15 protein-coding genes are annotated in these 18041 nt (G+C 52.4%); 1 reads left to right on the top strand and 14 read right to left on the bottom strand.

The annotated features are described in order from the left end of the window. Positions 1 to 39 precede the first annotated feature (39 nt). Positions 40 to 1497 (bottom strand): gamma-aminobutyraldehyde dehydrogenase, encoded by a 1458-nt coding sequence (locus AB4P97_RS01070; RefSeq protein ID WP_042557849.1) that lies wholly within the window; start codon positions 1495 to 1497, stop codon positions 40 to 42. A 133-nt stretch (positions 1498 to 1630) separates the two neighbouring features. Further along, the gene (locus AB4P97_RS01075; protein ID WP_047299877.1) at positions 1631 to 2545 is read right to left on the bottom strand and encodes a LysR family transcriptional regulator; all 915 of its coding nucleotides are present in this window, start codon (positions 2543 to 2545) and stop codon (positions 1631 to 1633) included. A gap of 176 nt (positions 2546 to 2721) precedes the next feature. Between AB4P97_RS01075 and AB4P97_RS01080 the strand changes: the two genes are divergently transcribed. Then, positions 2722 to 3444 (top strand): tellurite resistance TerB family protein, encoded by a 723-nt coding sequence (locus tag AB4P97_RS01080; protein ID WP_042557851.1) that lies wholly within the window; start codon positions 2722 to 2724, stop codon positions 3442 to 3444. A 101-nt stretch (positions 3445 to 3545) separates the two neighbouring features. Here AB4P97_RS01080 and AB4P97_RS01085 read toward each other — a convergent pair whose 3' ends face one another. The 12 genes from AB4P97_RS01085 to tssI all read right to left on the bottom strand — a co-directional run bounded on the left by AB4P97_RS01085 (position 3546) and on the right by tssI (position 18040). Beyond that, entirely contained in the window at positions 3546 to 4517 is a 972-nt protein-coding gene (locus AB4P97_RS01085; RefSeq protein ID WP_042557852.1) for a tetratricopeptide repeat protein, read from the bottom strand. 157 nt (positions 4518 to 4674) lie between these two features. After that, positions 4675 to 5643 carry a tetratricopeptide repeat protein gene (locus tag AB4P97_RS01090; RefSeq protein WP_042557853.1) on the bottom strand — a complete coding sequence of 323 codons (969 nt, stop codon included), beginning with the start codon at positions 5641 to 5643 and terminating at the stop codon, positions 4675 to 4677. Positions 5644 to 5711: 68 nt separating this feature from the next. Then, positions 5712 to 6683 carry a tetratricopeptide repeat protein gene (locus AB4P97_RS01095; RefSeq protein ID WP_042557854.1) on the bottom strand — a complete coding sequence of 324 codons (972 nt, stop codon included), beginning with the start codon at positions 6681 to 6683 and terminating at the stop codon, positions 5712 to 5714. 172 nt (positions 6684 to 6855) lie between these two features. After that, the gene (locus AB4P97_RS01100) at positions 6856 to 7827 is read right to left on the bottom strand and encodes a tetratricopeptide repeat protein (RefSeq protein ID WP_052491499.1); all 972 of its coding nucleotides are present in this window, start codon (positions 7825 to 7827) and stop codon (positions 6856 to 6858) included. Then, positions 7820 to 9514 (bottom strand): hypothetical protein, encoded by a 1695-nt coding sequence (locus tag AB4P97_RS01105; protein ID WP_395601968.1) that lies wholly within the window; start codon positions 9512 to 9514, stop codon positions 7820 to 7822. Before AB4P97_RS01105 ends, AB4P97_RS01100 begins: the two co-directional genes overlap by 8 nt. A 174-nt stretch (positions 9515 to 9688) precedes the next feature. Further along, positions 9689 to 10027, bottom strand: a complete 339-nt coding sequence (locus AB4P97_RS01110) for a hypothetical protein (RefSeq protein ID WP_042561920.1) — start codon at positions 10025 to 10027, stop codon at positions 9689 to 9691. A 148-nt stretch (positions 10028 to 10175) separates the two neighbouring features. Next, positions 10176 to 11153, bottom strand: a complete 978-nt coding sequence (locus AB4P97_RS01115) for a tetratricopeptide repeat protein (protein ID WP_042561919.1) — start codon at positions 11151 to 11153, stop codon at positions 10176 to 10178. Positions 11154 to 11170: 17 nt separating this feature from the next. After that, positions 11171 to 12142: a tetratricopeptide repeat protein gene (locus AB4P97_RS01120; protein WP_042561918.1), complete on the bottom strand. Its 972-nt coding sequence runs from the start codon at positions 12140 to 12142 to the stop codon at positions 11171 to 11173. After that, positions 12135 to 13010 carry a hypothetical protein gene (locus tag AB4P97_RS01125; protein ID WP_395601969.1) on the bottom strand — a complete coding sequence of 292 codons (876 nt, stop codon included), beginning with the start codon at positions 13008 to 13010 and terminating at the stop codon, positions 12135 to 12137. Before AB4P97_RS01125 ends, AB4P97_RS01120 begins: the two co-directional genes overlap by 8 nt. Before the next feature lie 38 nt (positions 13011 to 13048). Next, on the bottom strand, positions 13049 to 15142 hold the full coding sequence (locus AB4P97_RS01130) for a type II toxin-antitoxin system RelE/ParE family toxin (RefSeq protein ID WP_395601970.1): 2094 nt from the start codon (positions 15140 to 15142) through the stop codon (positions 13049 to 13051). A gap of 1 nt (position 15143) precedes the next feature. Beyond that, positions 15144 to 15977: a DUF4123 domain-containing protein gene (locus AB4P97_RS01135; RefSeq protein ID WP_080896110.1), complete on the bottom strand. Its 834-nt coding sequence runs from the start codon at positions 15975 to 15977 to the stop codon at positions 15144 to 15146. Continuing rightward, positions 15962 to 18040 (bottom strand): type VI secretion system tip protein TssI/VgrG, encoded by a 2079-nt coding sequence (tssI, locus tag AB4P97_RS01140; protein ID WP_042560890.1) that lies wholly within the window; start codon positions 18038 to 18040, stop codon positions 15962 to 15964. Before tssI ends, AB4P97_RS01135 begins: the two co-directional genes overlap by 16 nt. Between the last annotated feature and the right edge of the window lies 1 nt (position 18041).

An 18041-nucleotide genomic window follows, 5' to 3' on the forward strand; every position in this document is an offset into this window, starting at 1 on the left:
GCGGTGAAGCATGCCGTTGGCGGCTTGTTATTAGCGTAGTCAGAGATGCTGGCCGTGGCGGGCCATGATGTGCCGCACCACGCTGTAGTCCTGAAGCGAGTCGCTGGACAAGTCTTTGCCATAACCTGAACGTTTCAGCCCGCCGTGGGGCATTTCGCTGACCAGCATGAAATGGCTGTTGATCCAGGTGCAGCCGTACTGCAGACGCGCGGCGACCTGCATCGCCTTGTCCAGATTCTGTGTCCACACCGACGAGGCGAGGCCGTATTCGGAGTCGTTGGCCCAGTCGACGGCTTGGGCGAGTTCGTCGAAACGGGTCACGGTCACCACCGGGCCGAACACTTCGCGCTGGACGATTTCGTCGCTCTGCTTGCAACCGGCCAGCAGCGTTGGTTGATAGTAGAAACCGGCACCGGAATGCACCGCCGCGCCGGTCACCCGCTCGATGTGCGGCTGACCGAGGGCGCGTTCAACGAAACTGGCCACGCGGTCACGCTGACGCGTGCTGATCAGCGGGCCTATTTCGTTGTCGGCATCGCGTTTGCCTGCGAAGCGCAGGCTGCTGACGGCGGCACCGAGTTCGGCGACCAGTTTGTCGTGGATGCCGGCCTGGGCGTAGATCCGGCAAGCAGCGGTGCAATCCTGCCCGGCGTTGTAGTAACCGTAAGTCCGCACGCCTTCGACGACGGCTTGAATGTCCGCGTCGTTGCAGACAATTACCGGCGCCTTGCCGCCGAGTTCAAGGTGTGTGCGTTTGAGGGTTTTCGCCGCGGCCTGAAGGATTTTCTGCCCGGTGACGATATCGCCGGTCAGCGAGACCATGCGGATTTTTGGGTGACTGACCAAATGGCTGCCGACGCCTTCGCCACCGCCGCAGATGATGTTGATCACCCCGCGCGGCAGGATTTCGGCGAGCGCTGGCGCCAGAGCAAGGATCGACAGCGGCGTGTGTTCGGATGGCTTGAACACCAGCGTGTTGCCAGCAGCGAGGGCCGGGGCGATTTTCCACGCGGCCATCATGATCGGGTAGTTCCACGGCGCAATCGAGGCGACGACGCCAATCGGATCGCGGCGCACCATGCTGGTGTAACCCGGCAGGTATTCACCGCTGAGCTGGCCGGTCTGGCAGCGCACGGCACCGGCAAAGAAGCGGAATACATCTACGGTCGCAGTCAAATCGTCCTGACGAGCCAGATGCAACGGCTTGCCGCAGTTCAACGACTCAAGGCGGGCGAGGTGATCGGCGTGTTTTTCGACGGCGTTGGCGATGTCCAGCAGCAGATTGGAGCGTTGCTGCGGCGTGGTCCGCGACCATTCGGCGAACGCACGGTGAGCCGCGAGGATGGCGGCTTCGACCTGTTCGGTGCTGGCTTCGGCGATGTGCGTGAGGATTTCACCGGTGGCCGGGTTGAGGATCGGCTCGACAAAGCCTTCACCGGCGACCAGTTCACCGTCGATCAACAACGCGGTACACATCGGGGTCTGCGCGCCAGCCATTTTGCGAGCTCTCTTTTCTTGTATGGCCATTGTTGCTCCCTGTGTCACCGGGAGCCGACCGTCTTATAGATGCAGCAAGACTAGTGCGCGGCTCCGGGGGCGACAAATTCTAAATACTGAAGGTGGCATTCGATTAAATAGATGGCTTGCGTCCGCCGTGGGGTTGTTCGCGGGCCACGGTGAGGAAGGGGTCGACGAGAGCCGGTCGTGCGGCACCGCGGCGCCAGGCCAGGCCGACATCAAGGGTCTGGTTGAGGTCGGCAATTGGCCGCGCTTCGATGATGTCGCCTTCCAGTGACCATGGGCGGTAGGTCATGTCCGGCTGGATCGATACACCCAAACCGGCCGCTACAAGACTCCGCACCGCTTCGGTTGAAGCGGTTCTCAGGGTGATCTTCGGTTGCAGTCCGGCGCCGCGCCATAGGCGTTGGGCGTTGCGATCCATCTCGTCGACGTTGAGTTGAATCAACGGTTCGCGGGCAACATCGGCGAGATTGATGCTGTCGTGTTCCAGAAGCGGATGCTGGGCCGGAAGCCATAAACGGTGCGGCGAATGAGTCAGAACCTCAGTCTGCAAGGCGTGGCGATCTTCGAGGTTGGAGAGGATCAACACGCCGACGTCGATTTCGCCGCTGACCAGCAAATGCTCGATGTAGGGGCGTTCGTCCTCCATCACCCGTATCTCGACATTTGGATAAGCACGCTGAAACCGGGTGACCAAATCCGCGAGGTAATAACCAGCGACAAGGCTGGTCACACCGATGATCAACTGCCCGGCAACCTGATCGGTGCTCTGTTGAAGGCTGCGTTTGGCGTTATCCACCGTCGCCAGAATCAGGTGCGCCTGGCGTAGGAATTGATGCCCCTGATGCGTCAGCGTCATGCCCTTGGCGTGTCGGCTGAACAGGCTGACGCCGATTTCCTCTTCCAGTTGCTGGATCGCCAGGGTCAGGGTCGATTGGGAAATAAACGCGGTTTGCGCAGCGGCAGAGATCGAGCCGGTCTCGGCCACGGCGATGAAATGACGGATCTGACGCAAAGTCATCATGAGAAGGGTACCCAGTGGGCGATTTTTATAGATTGGCCTGAGTGTATATCTATTTTCACGAATGGCCTGGCCACACTGAGCAACATCTGGAAGCACACTTGTAAGTCTCTCCAGGGCACTTTCGAACTAGGCTGAGGGCCTTATAGGTCCTGATATCCCCAGTTTGGAGGCGGAACATGAACACCCGTGGATTGCTCGATCAACTACTCAAATCCGGCCAGGATTTGTTGCAAAACAAGGCCGGTGGCTCGCAGAACAAATCGGCGGCCGGTGGCCTGGGTGGCTTGCTTGGCGGATCTTCCGGCGGCGGTGGCCTTGGCGGTCTGCTCTCTGGCGCGGGTGGTGGTGCATTGGCGGCGGGCGCCATGGGTCTGCTGCTCGGCAGTAAAAAGGCGCGTAATGTCGGCGGCAAAGTCGCTGTCTACGGCGGCCTCGCCGCGCTGGGCGTGTTGGCCTACAAGGCTTACGGCAACTGGAACGCGCAAAAAGGCACCGCGCCACAAGGCGAACCCCAGACTCTTGACCGCTTGCCTCCGGCGCAGGTCGAGCTGCACAGCCAGGCGATCCTCAAGGCCCTCGTCGCCGCCGCCAAAGCTGACGGCCATATCGACGACCGAGAACGCCAACTGATCGAAGGCGAATTCACCAAACTCGACAACGATCAGGAACTGCAACACTGGCTACACGCCGAACTCAACAAACCCCTCGACCCCGCCGACGTCGCCCGCGCGGCAAGCACGCCGGAGATGGCGGCTGAGATGTACATCGCCAGTGTGATGTTGGTGGATGAGGAGAACTTTATGGAGAAGAGCTACCTGGATGAACTGGCGCGGCAGTTGAAATTGGAACCGGGATTGAAGGTGGAGTTGGAGAAGCAGGTGCGGTTGGCTGCTGAGTAAACGGTACGAAAGAAAAAATCGCAGCGTTGGGCTGCGATTTTTTTGCAATTTTGTGCTGATGAAATTCTGCGTTTTGCAAATCTACCCTTCAGCGAAACAGCTTAGTAGCCGTAAATGGGAGCATAGTAAGAAAGAGGGGGGTGATTGTTTTCCCATTCTTTAGAAAATGCGATTCCCTGTTTTATTTCTTCAGGTTGCATTTTTTTTGCAATTTCCAGGAGATTCAATCTTGCGTCTTCCGGTGCGATTGCTCCGCCTTTGAGGTTTGCTATTAGGTAGGTGAAGCCGTAAGCCTTAACCAAATCTAGAGGAAATCCATAAGTGTCTGGAAGATGGGCGATGTTTAGTGCATAGCCCCCTAGTGCATTTATATGCCCGGACTCGGCTGTTTTTTTGAGCCAGCTTCCGATCTCTTCTTTACTGCCGTTGTGTTCATATAAATAGTTTGCATACAGGTACATACCCGGGGGGTAACCTCCTTCTGCTGAAGCCTTAAACCATTTTTTAATTGCTTTCTCGCGACTGCCCGGAACGATGAACCAACCTTGTCCCCTTTGATAAGCGCTAGCGAGAAGTTGTTGAGCAAAGCTGTCTTTTGACTCCGCAGCCTTTTCTAGCCAATCCAAGCCTTGATTAGCTGTAAACATTACAACCATTGCTTCTGTGTTTCCTTCGGCTGCACGCTCACGAGCAATTTTTAAAGCTCGGGCTCTCCATTCTTCACTAGTTTTGGTTGCACAGTCGTCCATTGCATTGCAGAGATCACTTTTACTACTTAGACGAAGCATGGCGTATAGGTCGCCCTGATCTGCCGCAGCTACGTACCAGTTTCTGGCTTCCTTCGTCATGTATCGATTACTCAGTCGTATCGCCTCGCCCAGAAAATATTGAGACTTTTTATCGCCGGCCTTGGCCGCAACTCGCAAAAACGGTTGCGAGGAAGTCCATGCTCCTTGTTGATAAAGAATAACTCCCTTGTCTCTGGATTTTTCTTCGGACTCTGTCAGTTGTCCAGCGAAAGCGTTGGATAAGAAAAGGAATATAAGGAAGCTGAAAATTGCTCGATTGATCAATGTTAGATCCGTTGTGAATGGCTTTGAGGTCGTGGTTATGGTGCTGAAGCGGTTAAAAAGAGGCAGAAAAATAGGATGGGTTCATTTAATTTTAGTTGTTATTAAATAAATCCACCTCCTTTGTTTTGTTTGTTTTTCTCTGATTGTAGCGGTATGACTAGTACCCGTAAATGGGATCAAAATAAGATAAAGGCGCGTGAGATCTTTCCCAGTCTTTAGAGAACTCCGTTGCTTTTTTTATTTCTTCAGGGCTCATTTTTTTTTCTAATTCTGGGAGCAGTCTGTTCGCATCTTCAGGTGCTGTACCTGCCTCGAGTTTCGAAAGTAAAAGCGTCAAGCCATAAGCTTCAGCCAGGTTTTCTGGGTAACCTAGTTCGTTAGATGGGTCTGAAACTTTGTATGCGTAGGTGCCCACTGCATCTATGTGGCTGTGTTCCGCTGCTTTTTTGACCCAGTATGCTATATCTTCTTTACTGCCGTTATAGTCATATAAATAGTTCGCATAGAGGAACATGCCTCTTGGGTTACCACCTTCAGATGATGCTTTAAACCATTTGATTATTGCTTTTTCTCTACTGCCCGGAATCAAGAACCATCCAGCGCCACTTTTATAAGCGCTAGCCAACAGTTGTTGGGCATAACTGTCACCCGCTTCAGCTGCTTTCTCTAGCCACGACAGTCCCTGGCCGGCCGTAAATAGAACAGTCATTGCCTCCGTATCACCTTTCTCCGCTAGCTCGTTTGCTTTTTCTAAAACTTGCTCCCGCCATTCTGCTGCGGTCTTTCCGGAGCAGGTACCCATAGCTCCGCACAAATCTTCTTCATTGCTCAGTCGAAGCATCGCGTAAAGACTGCCCTGCTCGGCTGCGGCTTCGTACCATTTTTTGGCTTCGGCAGTTGTATAGCGATTACTAAGGCGTATGGCTTCTGCCAAGTAGTATTGTGCAGTGCTATCTCCACTCTCAGCCGCTACTTTGAGTAGTGCCTGTGAATTATACCAATCACTTTGGTGGAACAGAGCAATCCCGGAGCCTTTCGCTGTTTTTTTCATGGTTGTTAGTTCCGCGATAGCGGAGCTGCAAAAAATAACCGAAGCTATTGCAGCGAACAATAGATTTTTAATCAATGCTTGGTCCTTGGCGTGAATTTATCTAATTGTTATATTTGTTAATTAGATATACTCCCTTGGTTTTTTCAGTAGCCGTAAACTGGTACGAAATACGATAGGGGAGGGCGTGATCTTTCCCACTCTTTGGCAAATAAAATGCCTTGATTGATTTCATGTGTTGTCATTTTTTCGGAAATTTTAGGAAGTATCCTTTTTCCGTCTTCTGAAGCTGTTCCGCCACCTTTGAAATTAGACATCAGGTAGGCCAAACCATATGCTTCTACGATATTTTTTGGATAATCTAAATCGTTCGGAATATGGGCTACGCTGAGTGCGTAATTACCTACTGCATTGATATAACCATTTTCGGCGGATTTTTTTAGCCAGTAGGCAACGTCTTCTTTTTTACCGTCGTGTTCAAATAAGTAGCTAGCATAGAGATACATGGCGCGTGGGTAACCGCCTTCAGCCGACGCTCTATACCATTTTTCAATTGTTCTCTCACGCTTGCCGGGGACCAAAAACCACCCGTCACCATCATCGTAGATTCCTGCGAGCGTATTTTGTGCCAACGGATCGCCTGCTTCAGCGGCCATTTCTAACCATTTAAATCCCTGCTTTGTGATGAAGAGTACCGTCATCGCTTCCGTGTCGCCTTTTTTCGCGCGATCATAGGCGATTTGAATTACCTGCTCCCGCCACTCGTTAGGACTTTTACCACTACAATCTCCAATGTTACTGCAGAGGTCATTTTTACTGCTCAGACGAAGCATTGCGTAAATGTCGCCCTGTTCCGCTGCAGCCTCATACCACTTTCTTGCCTCGGCATTGGTATATCGGTTGCTCAGCCGAATTGCTTCGGCTAAATAATATTGAGCAGTTTTATCTCCAGCTATTGCTGCCTTCTCCAGTAAAGGTTGAGAGTCATACCAATCGCTTTGTTGGTATAAAGTTAATCCTTTTTCTTTTGCGGATTCCTGCTCCTGTGTTAGTTGCGCAAAGGCAGGGTAGGAGAAGAGTAGTGAAATAAATATACTGAATTTAAATAGGTTAATCATTTTTTTGCCTTTTATAAATTCCCTTATGTCTTGTGACGATGCAAAAGCAGGATTTCTGAAAGTTGTGTTGTATTCGCAGTGTTTGTTTGGTGGGTGGGTTTATTTGGTTAGGGGTGATTGTTCAAATAAGTGATCCACTTTGTTTGGTTTTTATTTTGAGTGTGAATGGTGTTTAGTATCCATATATAGGGGGGAAGTAAGAAAGTGGCGGATGTGTCTGCTCCCATTTTTTTGCGAATGAAATGCCCATTTCTATTTCTTCAGCGTTCATTTTTTCTGCAATCTGAGGAAGGTTTATTCTGGCCTCTCTTGGTGAAGCCCCTCCTCCTTTAAGTTCTGATACCAAGTAGGTAAAGCCGTAAGCCTTCACTAGGTCTAGAGGGAAACCATAAGTATCAGGGATGTGAGCAACGTTGAGGGCATAACTAACCAATGCGTCTATATGTCCAGCTTCGGCTGTTTTTCTAAGCCAGGATCCTATTTCTGACATGTCCCCGTTATGTTCATATAGGTAATTTGCATAGAGATACATGCCTGGTGGGAAACCTGCCTCCGCTGACGCCTTAAACCATTTTTCAATAGCTTTCTCGCGACTGCCCGGAACGATGAACCAACCTTGTCCCCTTTGATAAGCGCTAGCGAGAAGTTGTTGAGCAAAGCTGTCTTTTGACTCCGCGGCCTTTTCTAGCCATTCCAAACCTTGATTGGCTGTAAACATTACAACCATTGCTTCTGTGTCGCCTTCGTCTGCACGCTCACGAGCAATTTTTATAGCACGGGCTCTCCATTCTTCATTACTTTTCGTCGCGCAGTCGCCCATTGCATTGCAGAGATCACTCTTACTACTTAGACGAAGCATGGCGTATAGGTCGCCCTGATCTGCCGCAGCTTCATACCATTTTCTCGCTTCCTCCGTCGTGTATCGATTGCTTAGGCGAATCGCCTCGCCCAGATAATATTGGGCTTTTTGATCGCCTGCTTCAGCCGCAATTTTTAAAAAAGGTTGAGATGAGTCCCATGCGCTTTGTTGGTAAAGTGTAATGCCCTTGTTTTTTGCTGCAGTTTGGGAGTCCGTCAATTGCGCTGCGTAGAGGAATGAAAAAAATGTCGAAAAGAGAAAACCAAAAATAACTTGCTTAATCAATGTTTGGTCCTTTATACGTAGAGTTTATTTCTTGGATAGGCGCAAAAGCTGGGCCTTTATATACAGTGCTGTAGTCACAGTGCGCATTCAGGCGTGCTCCAAGTTTTGAAACTGTATTTCGATATCTTGCCCGCATATTGTTGTTTGCTGCTGCGAGAGTAAGCACTCGTTCAGCCATGAAAGAGTCGAGTTTTATTTTGTTTTTGCAGTATGCGACACCGGCTTGGGTAGGTCGTGCGCCATCCCGATTCATGCGAATTATCGTTTCTTCAAATTGGCGATTAGCATCAGGCTTGGTGGATATCCATCCTAAGCACTGCTCAATGGCTTGCTGCTGAAAAAGGTGAGCATTGTCTTCGTTAAAACTTTGCGTTTCTGCTCCGTCTTCTTCAACAGTAAAAGGCCCGGGCGAGCTGCTCAATGCTAACAGTAATGGGCCAAAAGCCTGTGGCTGCAAGTTATACACCCATTCTTGCATTGCTTTTTGATTCTCGGTTTGGACAAGCGTATACGCAATCTGCCCACCCCGATCCCCTTCGGTCAGCGCATCAAAAATCTCTTTAACAATTGCATACCCACGCACGTACGCAAATACCACATCAATACCTGTGGCGCCGAGGAAGCTCAATTTTTCCATATAGGCTGAGGCTTCCTTATCTACCCAATCTAGATCCTTGTATTGGTTCGCGGCCATTTCCTGTCGCACCATTTCCGTCAATGCAACGATGCTGTCGTAGCCTACCTCAAAGGTCAAATAACCTTTAACCCCCGCGCCCCAGACCAGTGAGCCCTTGATCGACAGCAAAAGGTGTCCGTTTTGCATGCGAAGGTGCATATCGCCCGAGATGCCTGCGCCGAGTGCAACCGCCATTTCGACTTCCAGTTTGGCCAATGGGCGCCATTGGTTGGCTAATACGCGATTTGGTACTGGGGCAGGGGGGAGGACGCTGGGTGGTGGGCACCAGAACAGTTTGCCGGTGACTTTGCATCCGGCCTGGGCGCCGGCGAATATCTCGTACTTGGCGAGGTCGCCGGATTTCTCGGCAAGGTCCACACCGACAAGGCTGGTGTAACCGGTTTTTTGATCGAGGGTGAGATCGCGCGACAGCATGAGGCTCGCACCGGCGAATCCCCAGGCCTTGGCCTCCAGATCAAGGGAAAGCTTGCCGAAGTTGACGCTGCGAACGCTGCCGTCGTGGGCGGTGTATTGAGCGGTCCAAGGCTCGGCCTTGGCCCGTTTGGGATACTCGAATTTCAGCAAGGTCACTTCCCCTCGCCATGCAGCCACATCCAGCGCGACCTCAACGTTGGCGAGTTGGGGACTGCCACTTTTCAACGTTGGCCCTTCCATTTTGACTTCGGTCAGCAGGTTGGCACCTTCCGGTAGCAGGCAGCGCACCAGTTGGGCCTGCGGGCTGTTGTCAAAAAGCATGAGGTTACGAAGCTGTTTATCTTCGAAAACCATGGCTTTGAGGTTTTCGCCCCAGCTTTTTTTCTTGGCTTCGGCTTTGATGCTTTCGACTTTGTAGCCTTTGGCTTCCAGCGCAGCGAAAAATTTTTCTGGCAGGAACAGACCATGCTCATCGAACCATGGGCCTTTTTCATCGAATTGCAGCGCGCCTTCCTGTTCCAGCCAATCACTGAACACACGATCATCGTCTGCTTCTTTGGCAATCGACTTGGGCAAACTGGTCGCCAGCTCTTTAAGTTGGCCTTGGAACGCGTTGCCACCCGCTTGAGCCAGATGTTTCAGGCTGATGTGGTTAAGGATCGACGTGGAAGAAGCACTGCTGAGTTCGCGCAGCGGAATGTTGGTTTTGGCCAGACGTTCGAGGGGTTTTGGCTTGTAGCTTTCCGCGTCTCAGAGAAACAGACGGGGCAGCTTCAGTGCTCGAACGCGTGCTTCGGCGGTGTTCTGAATTCGCTCTGCCTCGTCATTCAGGTCGTACCACTGTTTCTGCAAGCTGACGAAGAGCACGCCGGGTGGCGCAGATTTTCCGCCAGTGGCCGAGATCCATTGGGAGTAACGTTCTTCGATCTTTTTCTCAAGCTCATCGCGTTTGGTGGTCAGTTCGATAAAGGCCTGAAAATCCTCGGTCCCTGCGTACTGGTCGTCAGGGCTGAGAAAAGAAGCTGTGGTCTGTCCCCGTTTTCCGTCCCTTTTCTTTTTCGAAGTCCCCCGCGTGGGGTAATCGCTCATATTTATTGCTAGGCACTTAGGTCCTTCATGTGGGGGACTTAAGGGGCATGCCACGTTTAGTGTCCGTGAGGGTAGGGCTCATTGATAGATAGACCATGTCTAAAGAAGAGAACATGGTCTATCTTCGTTTGCTCTGTGGTTGGATTTTTTAATAACCATAAATTGGATCGAAGTAAGAAAGTGGTGGGTGTGTTCTTTCCCAATCTTTGGCGAATTCAATTCCTGACTTGATTTCCTCCGGCCCCATTTTCTCCGCAATCCTTGGAAGGTTTAACCTCGCTTCTTCTGGGGCGATAGCACCTCCCTTCAGATTTGAAATTAAGTATGTATATCCATACGCTTTTATTAGATCTAAGGGGAAGTCATAGCTATCTGGAAGATGGGCGATATTAAGGGCGTAGCCGCCTAGGGCGTCAATGTGCCCCGACTCGGCAGTCTTCTTAAGCCATTTTCCGACATCTTGTATACTTCCGTTGTGTTCGTACAAATAGTTCGCATAAAGATACATCCCCGGAGGGAATCCCCCTTCCACTGATGCCTTAAACCATTTTTCGATTGCTTTTTCTCGACTGCCAGGAATTACGAACCAACCTTTTCCATTTTGGTAGGCACTCGCAAGAAGTTGCTGAGCGAAGTTGTCACCCGACTCTGCAGCCCTTTCTAACCACTCCAAGCCTTGTTTAGCTGTATAGAGCACGACCATTGCTTCGGTGTCGCCTCTCTCCGCGCGTTCGCGTGCAATTTTTAAGGCCTGCGCCCTCCAGTCCTTACCACTTTTTTGAGTGCAGGTTTCGATTACGGTGCAGAGATCTTCTTTGTTACTGAGACGCAGCATGGCATAGATATTTCCTTGCTCGGCTGCGGCCTCGTACCATTTCACGGCGTCCTCTGTCATGTAACGGTTACTTAGGCGGATGGCCTCGCCTAAGTAATACTGAGCGTCTCGATCGCCTGCTTCGGCAGCGGTTTGCAAAAAAGGCTGTGAGGAAGTCCATGCACTTTGCTGGTAAAGCATAATTCCAGTTTCTTTCGCTGCCGCTTGATTTTCAATGACTTGGGCGTTGGAAATTGATGTGGTGGAAACCCAGAAGGCGATGCTCAAGAAAATAGGGCGGAAAGCGGACACAGATAAACTTCCTTAGATCAGTAGCCGTAAGCCGGAACAAAGTAGGAAAGTGGTGGGTGAGTCTTTTCCCAATCTTTGGCAAAGCGGATCCCATCCTTGATTTCTTGAGGACTCATCTTTTCGGCAATTTCAGGAAGGCTTCTTCTAGCATCCTCAGGGGCTACGCCACCGCCTTGCAAATGGGAGATAAGGTAGGTGATTCCATAGGCTTCTACTAAGTCCAACGGAAATCCGTAACTGTCAGGAAGATGCGCTACAGTGAGGGCATATCCACCAGCGGCATCAATGTGACCTGACTCAGCGGCCTTTTTTAGCCAATATCCTACGTCTTCTTTGCTTGCTTTATTTTCATATAAAAAATTTGCGTAGAGGTACATACCCGGTGGGTAGCCGCTCTCCGCTGAAGCTTTGAACCATTTCTCAACGGCTCTTTCGCGGCTGCCAGGAATAAGGAACCAGCCTTCACCATCTTTGTACTTACCAGCAAGCACTTTTTGAGCAAATCCACTGCCTGCCGTCGCTGCTTTTTCCAACCATTGCAAACCTTGCTTGGCGGTAAATAAAACAATCATTGCCTCAGTATCGCCTTTCTCGGCGCGCTCATTTGCAACCTGTAGTGCATAATTCCGCCATTCTTCATCGCTTTTACCTGAGCAACTCCCCATCTCCTTGCACAAATCATGCGAATTACTCAGCCGAAGCATTGCATACAAATCTCCTTGCTTAGCTGCTGATTCGTACCATTTTTTTGCGTCTTCGGTGGTGTAGCGGTTGCTGAGGCGGATAGCCTCTCCCAAGTAATATTGCGCCGTACTGTCTCCCGCATCTGCCGCGATTTTCAGTAGCGGCTGAGAATCGTACCAATCACTTTGTTGATAAAGGATAAGGCCTTTATTTTTTGCTACTTGTTGAACGCTCGTAAGTTCTGCAAAAGCTGAGGTGGATAGAAATATTGAATATAAAATTATGGCGTATATTGTTTTAATCAATGTTTGGTCCTTTGTAGAAGGCCTTGACTTCTTGAATAGGTGCAAATGCAGGGCCGGTATATGTGCTCGAGTAAGTGCAGTGGCTATTCATTCTCGCTCCTAGAAGTTTAGCGTTTTCTGAGTACCGCTCCCGCATTCTGTTGTTACCCGGGATGTGGCCTAAAACCCTTTCATTCATGAATAGATCGAGTTTTAACTTATTTTTGCAGAACATAAGTCCTGCCTGCGGGGGACGAATCCCGTCACGATTCATGCAAATAATTGCTTCTTCAAATTGCAAATTTGCATTGGTTTTTTTTGAAATCCAACTAAGGCATCTTTCAATTGCTTGTTGTTGAATGAGGTATGCCTCGTCGTTGTTGTAGCTTTTACTGTCCTCGTCATCTTCAGCAGAAAATGACCTAGGTGAAGTACTTAAAGCCATTAGTAATGGGCCTAGGGCCTGTGGGGTTAGGTTGTACACCCACTCCTGCATTACTTTTTGGTTTTTATCCAAGATAAGTGTGTGAGCAATTTGTCCCCCACGACCACCCTCGGTCAGCGCATCAAATATCCCTTTAACAATGGCATACCCACGCACATAGGCAAACGCCACATCGATACCCGTGGCGCCGAGGAAGCTCAGTTTCTGCAGATAGTCCATGGCTTCGCCATCGACCCACTCAAGATCCTTGTATTGGTTCGCGGCCATTTCCTGTCGCACCAGTTCCGTCAATGCAACGATGCTGTCGTAGCCTACCTCAAAGGTCAAATATCCTTTAACCCCCGCGCCCCAGACCAGTGAGCCCTTGATCGACAGCAAAAGGTGTCCGTTTTGCATGCGAAGGTGCATATCGCCCGAGATGCCTGCGCCGAGTGCAACCGCCATTTCGACTTCCAGTTTGGCCAATGGGCGCCATTGGTTGGCTAATACGCGATTTGGTACTGGGGCAGGGGGAGGACGCTGGGTGGTGGGCACCAGAACAGTTTGCCGGTGACTTTGCATCCGGCCTGGGCGCCGGCGAATATCTCGTACTTGGCGAGGTCGCCGGATTTCTCGGCAAGGTCCACACCGACAAGGCTGGTGTAACCGGTTTTTTGATCGAGGGTGAGATCGCGCGACAGCATGAGGCTCGCACCGGCGAATCCCCAGGCCTTGGCCTCCAGATCAAGGGAAAGCTTGCCGAAGTTGACGCTGCGAACGCTGCCGTCGTGGGCGGTGTATTGAGCGGTCCAAGGCTCGGCCTTGGCCCGTTTGGGATACTCGAATTTCAGCAAGGTCACTTCCCCTCGCCATGCAGCCACATCCAGCGCGACCTCAACGTTGGCGAGTTGGGGACTGCCACTTTTCAACGTTGGCCCTTCCATTTTGACTTCGGTCAGCAGGTTGGCACCTTCCGGTAGCAGGCAGCGCACCAGTTGGGCCTGCGGGCTGTTGTCAAAAAGCATGAGGTTACGAAGCTGTTTATCTTCGAAAACCATGGCTTTGAGGTTTTCGCCCCAGCTTTTTTTCTTGGCTTCGGCTTTGATGCTTTCGACTTTGTAGCCTTTGGCTTCCAGCGCAGCGAAAAATTTTTCTGGCAGGAACAGACCATGCTCATCGAACCATGGGCCTTTTTCATCGAATTGCAGCGCGCCTTCCTGTTCCAGCCAATCACTGAACACACGATCATCGTCTGCTTCTTTGGCAATCGACTTGGGCAAACTGGTCGCCAGCTCTTTAAGTTGGCCTTGGAACGCGTTGCCACCCGCTTGAGCCAGATGTTTCAGGCTGATGTGGTTAAGGATCGACGTGGAAGAAGCACTGCTGAGTTCGCGCAGCGGAATGTTGGTTTTGGCCAGACGTTCGAGGGGTTTTGGCTTGTAGCTTTCCGCGTCCCAGAGAAACAGGCGGGGAGGTTTGAGTGCTCGAACGCGTGCTTCGGCAGTGCTCTGAATTCGCTCAGCCTCTGCGTTCAGGTCGTACCACTGCTTTTGCAAGCTGACAAAGAGCACTCCGGGCGGCGCTGACTTGCCACCGGTAGCCGAGACCCATTGGGAATAACGCGCTTCGATTTTTTTTTCAAGCTCATCGCGTTTGTTTGTCAGTTCGATAAAGGCCTGAAAATCCTCGGTACCTGCGTACTGGTCATCAGGGCTGAGTGCGAATTCGGGAACAGCCACCCCGCACTCGGCGAGTTCCACGATGGCATTGATGTATGGGGACATCAGGTCTTTCAATGCGAGGATGTTGATCTGCACACCCTTGAGCTTCTTTTCGTCGATCTCGCCGGTTTCAATCAGTTTTTTGTGAAGCGCCTTGTAATCCTTCAGGTGCTCCCACGCCGACGCAATCTTTTTACTGCCGGGATCGAACATTTTGTAGCCGTGAGCTTTTGCTTTGTCGCGCTCTTCAATGTACTTGTCGATTGCATCCCGAGCCTTTAAAGCACGCGGCGTATAAAAAACTCCGCTTTCTCGCTTGTACCCCAACTCCTTTGCGCTGGCGTCGGATACTTTTTCCAACGCTTCCATGTTCTTCTTGTTTTTATCAATCCGTTGCTGAGCTGCGAACAACTCGCGCTCAGCATGCATCGTCGCGTCGCTGTCACCCTTGGCTTTTGCTGCGTCCCAATCCTTGCGGCACTGCGCTTTTTTAGCCGTGTCTTCGGGGATTGCCGATTTCGACGCCAGGTAACTGCTACGGTCGTCTGCTTCGAGAAAAGCCTCCGGGCTGGGCGTGAGGAAGTAGTCCATCAGCCCGGCATCGGCGATGTTGCTCATGCGCGTGGCTTTGTCTGCACCGACGGTTTTTTGTTTGAGCAGATTGACGCTTTCTTTCAGCTTCTCGGACGTGCGCTTGGGCAACAGCCAGAAACGACGCTGGCCGGTGACGTAGATGATGTCGTCATAGCTGCTGCTGCAACCTGGCTTCTTGTCCTTGCAGAACGTTTCTGAGTCGGCTGATGACTTTGGTTGGTCAGCCGGGATAACAACAGGTGGTTGTTCTGGGGTAGATGCTTGTTCGGACGTACCTGTCATTTCAGCCTTCCAGTTGTTGTACTTTCTCGAATGCCGGCATATCGCTGCTCAGCACGTTCATTACGTCGGCGCGTGCTCGCAACGGGCGTTGGTTCAAGTGCGGCAAGAGACGCTCAAGGTGGCGTCCCTCTTCAATGCCGTGATCCACCAGCAGTTGCAAATTTTCGGACACGCCCGGCAGTTCTTCATTCGGCAGATTGTTGGCCGATTCGGCTTCGCGGGCTCGAATCCAGTACCACCAACGCACCTCATCGAACGCAACCAATGTCGTTTCCTGAAGTTGCAGCGGATACCTGTGATCGCCAGTAGAGGCATCGAATTCTTGAGTTTGTTCCCAGATGCGCCAGTTCATATCGTCAATATGCGCGGGAGGTGTATAGACGCTTTGCCAAGGACCCAATAGAGCTTGGGCAGGAACAGTCAGCGCCAGAGCACTCCAGAATGCCGGATCGTAAAAGCGTGCCAGTGAGTCGCCGTAGGATTTGCTGTTCATTCGTAAAAGTCGACGGGCATGCAGGAGGGCGTTTTCCGGTGTGTCCCGAGAGGTCAGCAGAATGCCCGCGCGGTTTGCGCGGCACAGTTCAACGGCCTTGGCTGCGGCGGCGCCTCCCGGCTTCAATTGCAGCCATAGTGGACTGACTTCATTCATTTCGGCGAAAGGTGTGCCCTGGAAAAGTTTTTCGACTTCGCCTATGTCGGCCTGCTGATAGAGCTGTTCCAGAGCGCGAGGCTGCCGGACGCTGTCGATGATGCAATACAAGGAGCGGCTTGCAGCGCTGCCTGCTGGCGTGGTGACCACGGGTTGTTCAAGAAAGTGACTTAACCATTCAGACATGGGCAAACCTCTCGCGAACAAGCGCCATTGGCTTGCTTTCCACAGATCGGAACAAGGGGGAGGCCTTGAACGCTTTTCCGTACAAACGGGTTGAGCATGGCGGGCACTAACACCGTGCCAGCCTTATCCGCATCCGCCTGCTTCAACGGCCCCGGCAACAACGGTGCAGCCCCCGTGCCACTGCCGGGACTGCCGCCAGAGTTCATATTGATCACCGGCCCACTCATGGTCACGCCACCGGCATCAATCTTGATAAAACTACCGCCACCGACCAGGGTCAGTTCGGCGCCGGCTTCCATCACCACTTTCATACCACTGCTCAGGTGGATCTCCTGCCCCGCATCAATGAACTGCCCAGTCCCAATCTTGATGTGCTGATTGACGCCCACGGTCAGGTGATCATTCGCCCGGGCCTCAACTTTGCGATCGGCATAAACCGTGTGGTGTTCTTCGGCTTTGAATTCGCTGTAACTGTTCTTTTCAACGGTGTCGTGGCGTTCGTTGCCGACGCGGATTTTCTGGTCGTGTTCGATGTTTTCGTCCCAGTCGCGCTGGGCGTGGAGATAAATCTGTTCCTGACCTTTCTTATCTTCGATGCGCAGTTCGTTGTAGCCGCCGCCACCCATTGAGCTCAGGGTTTTGAAGGTGCTGCGAGTTTTGTTGGCCGGCAGCGCGTACGGGACGGTGTTTTCCTTGTGGTACAGGCAGCCGCTGATCAGTGGCTGATCGGGGTCGCCTTCAAGGAAGGTGACGAGGACTTCCATGCCGATGCGCGGGATGGCGATGCCGCCGTACTGGGCGCCGGCCCAGGCGCTGGAGACGCGCAGCCAGCAGCTGGTTTTGTCGTCGGCCTGGCCTTCGCGGTCCCAATGGAATTGCACTTTGACGCGGCCGTATTGGTCGCAGTGGATCTCTTCGCCTTTGGGGCCGGTGACCACGGCGCTCTGGCTGCCGAGGATGCGCGGTTTCGGGTGGCGCAGGGGCGGGCGATTCGGCACGTCCCATGGCGTGGCCTGGAAGCGGTTGCGGTAGCCCTGGTGGAAATCATCTTTCAGTGCGGTGGTGTCGCTGGTCACCGACTCTTCCAGCACTTGCGGCTGTTTGCCTTCGTGCAGGACTTCGGTGAGCAGCCAGAGGTCGTTCCACTTGGCTTTCGGGTGTTGCGTCAGCGCGAGGAAGTGGCCGCTGACCAGCAACGGCTGATCGCTCTTGCCTTCAGCCAGTTGGAAGTCGCTGCGGTGGCGCTCGAGGGCGCGTTTGGCCAGGTGCTTGCCGCGCTCGCGGTCGATGAAACGGCCAGGGTAGTCGTAGTCCTCGAGGTCGGGCAGGGCGTCGCCACGGTTTTCGCTTTCGAGGGTGATGCGCGGTTTTTCGAAGTCGTAATCGCGGCGGGTGGTGCGGCTGGTGCGGGTTTCCAGGCGCAGGTCGAAACGCTTGATTACCGGGTCGCTGGCGACCATGCCGGAGTCTTGCTGATAGGCCACAGGCTTGAGTTTCGGGAACACCGTCTGGTCATCGCCGAACACCAGTTTGTGCGCCGTGGCGCTGTGCTGGAAGTGGTAATGAATACCTTCTTCTTCGCACAGGCGCTGGATGAAATGCAGGTCCGATTCATCGTATTGCACGCAGTAGATGCGCTCGGGGTAGATCGAACCTGTCTTGAATTCGTAGGCGTTGCTTTGGATGCCGTGCTCTTCCAGCACTTGGCCGATGATTTTCGGCACCGTGAGGTTCTGGAAGATTCGTTGATTGACGCGGTGCGCCAGGTACGACAGTTGCGGGCGCAGGGTCACCAAATAACGGGTCAGGCGTTTGCCTGAGTCACCTTGCGCGGCGCGGTAGATCTGGCCGTGGATGCCGCTGCCGTCGGGCGACAGTTGCAGGAAGGCCGGTTTGTGCAGCAGGGTTTCGAGGTCCAGCGACGGTTTTTCACTGACCAGCTCCACCTCGAACACAAAAGGCTGGCTGATGGCTTCCCGACCTTGCAGGGTAAACACCTGGAAATCAGCGGAAAGACCTTCGATGGTCAGGGCAAAGTGGGTTTCATTGGCCGGCGCGAACATC

Source organism: Pseudomonas sp. A1230 (assembly GCF_044218825.1).
GTDB classification, from domain to species: Bacteria; Pseudomonadota; Gammaproteobacteria; order Pseudomonadales; family Pseudomonadaceae; genus Aquipseudomonas; species Aquipseudomonas iridis.

Coding starts and splice junctions, on each gene's coding strand:
- AB4P97_RS01070 (WP_042557849.1), bottom strand. CDS start 1,497: ATGGCTGGCGCGCAGACCCCGATGTGTACCGCGTTGTTGATCGACGGT.
- AB4P97_RS01075 (WP_047299877.1), bottom strand. CDS start 2,545: ATGATGACTTTGCGTCAGATCCGTCATTTCATCGCCGTGGCCGAGACC.
- AB4P97_RS01080 (WP_042557851.1), top strand. CDS start 2,722: ATGAACACCCGTGGATTGCTCGATCAACTACTCAAATCCGGCCAGGAT.
- AB4P97_RS01095 (WP_042557854.1), bottom strand. CDS start 6,683: ATGATTAACCTATTTAAATTCAGTATATTTATTTCACTACTCTTCTCC.
- AB4P97_RS01110 (WP_042561920.1), bottom strand. CDS start 10,027: ATGAGCGATTACCCCACGCGGGGGACTTCGAAAAAGAAAAGGGACGGA.
- AB4P97_RS01125 (WP_395601969.1), bottom strand. CDS start 13,010: ATGGCGGTTGCACTCGGCGCAGGCATCTCGGGCGATATGCACCTTCGC.
- AB4P97_RS01130 (WP_395601970.1), bottom strand. CDS start 15,142: ATGACAGGTACGTCCGAACAAGCATCTACCCCAGAACAACCACCTGTT.
- AB4P97_RS01135 (WP_080896110.1), bottom strand. CDS start 15,977: ATGTCTGAATGGTTAAGTCACTTTCTTGAACAACCCGTGGTCACCACG.
- tssI (WP_042560890.1), bottom strand. CDS start 18,040: ATGTTCGCGCCGGCCAATGAAACCCACTTTGCCCTGACCATCGAAGGT.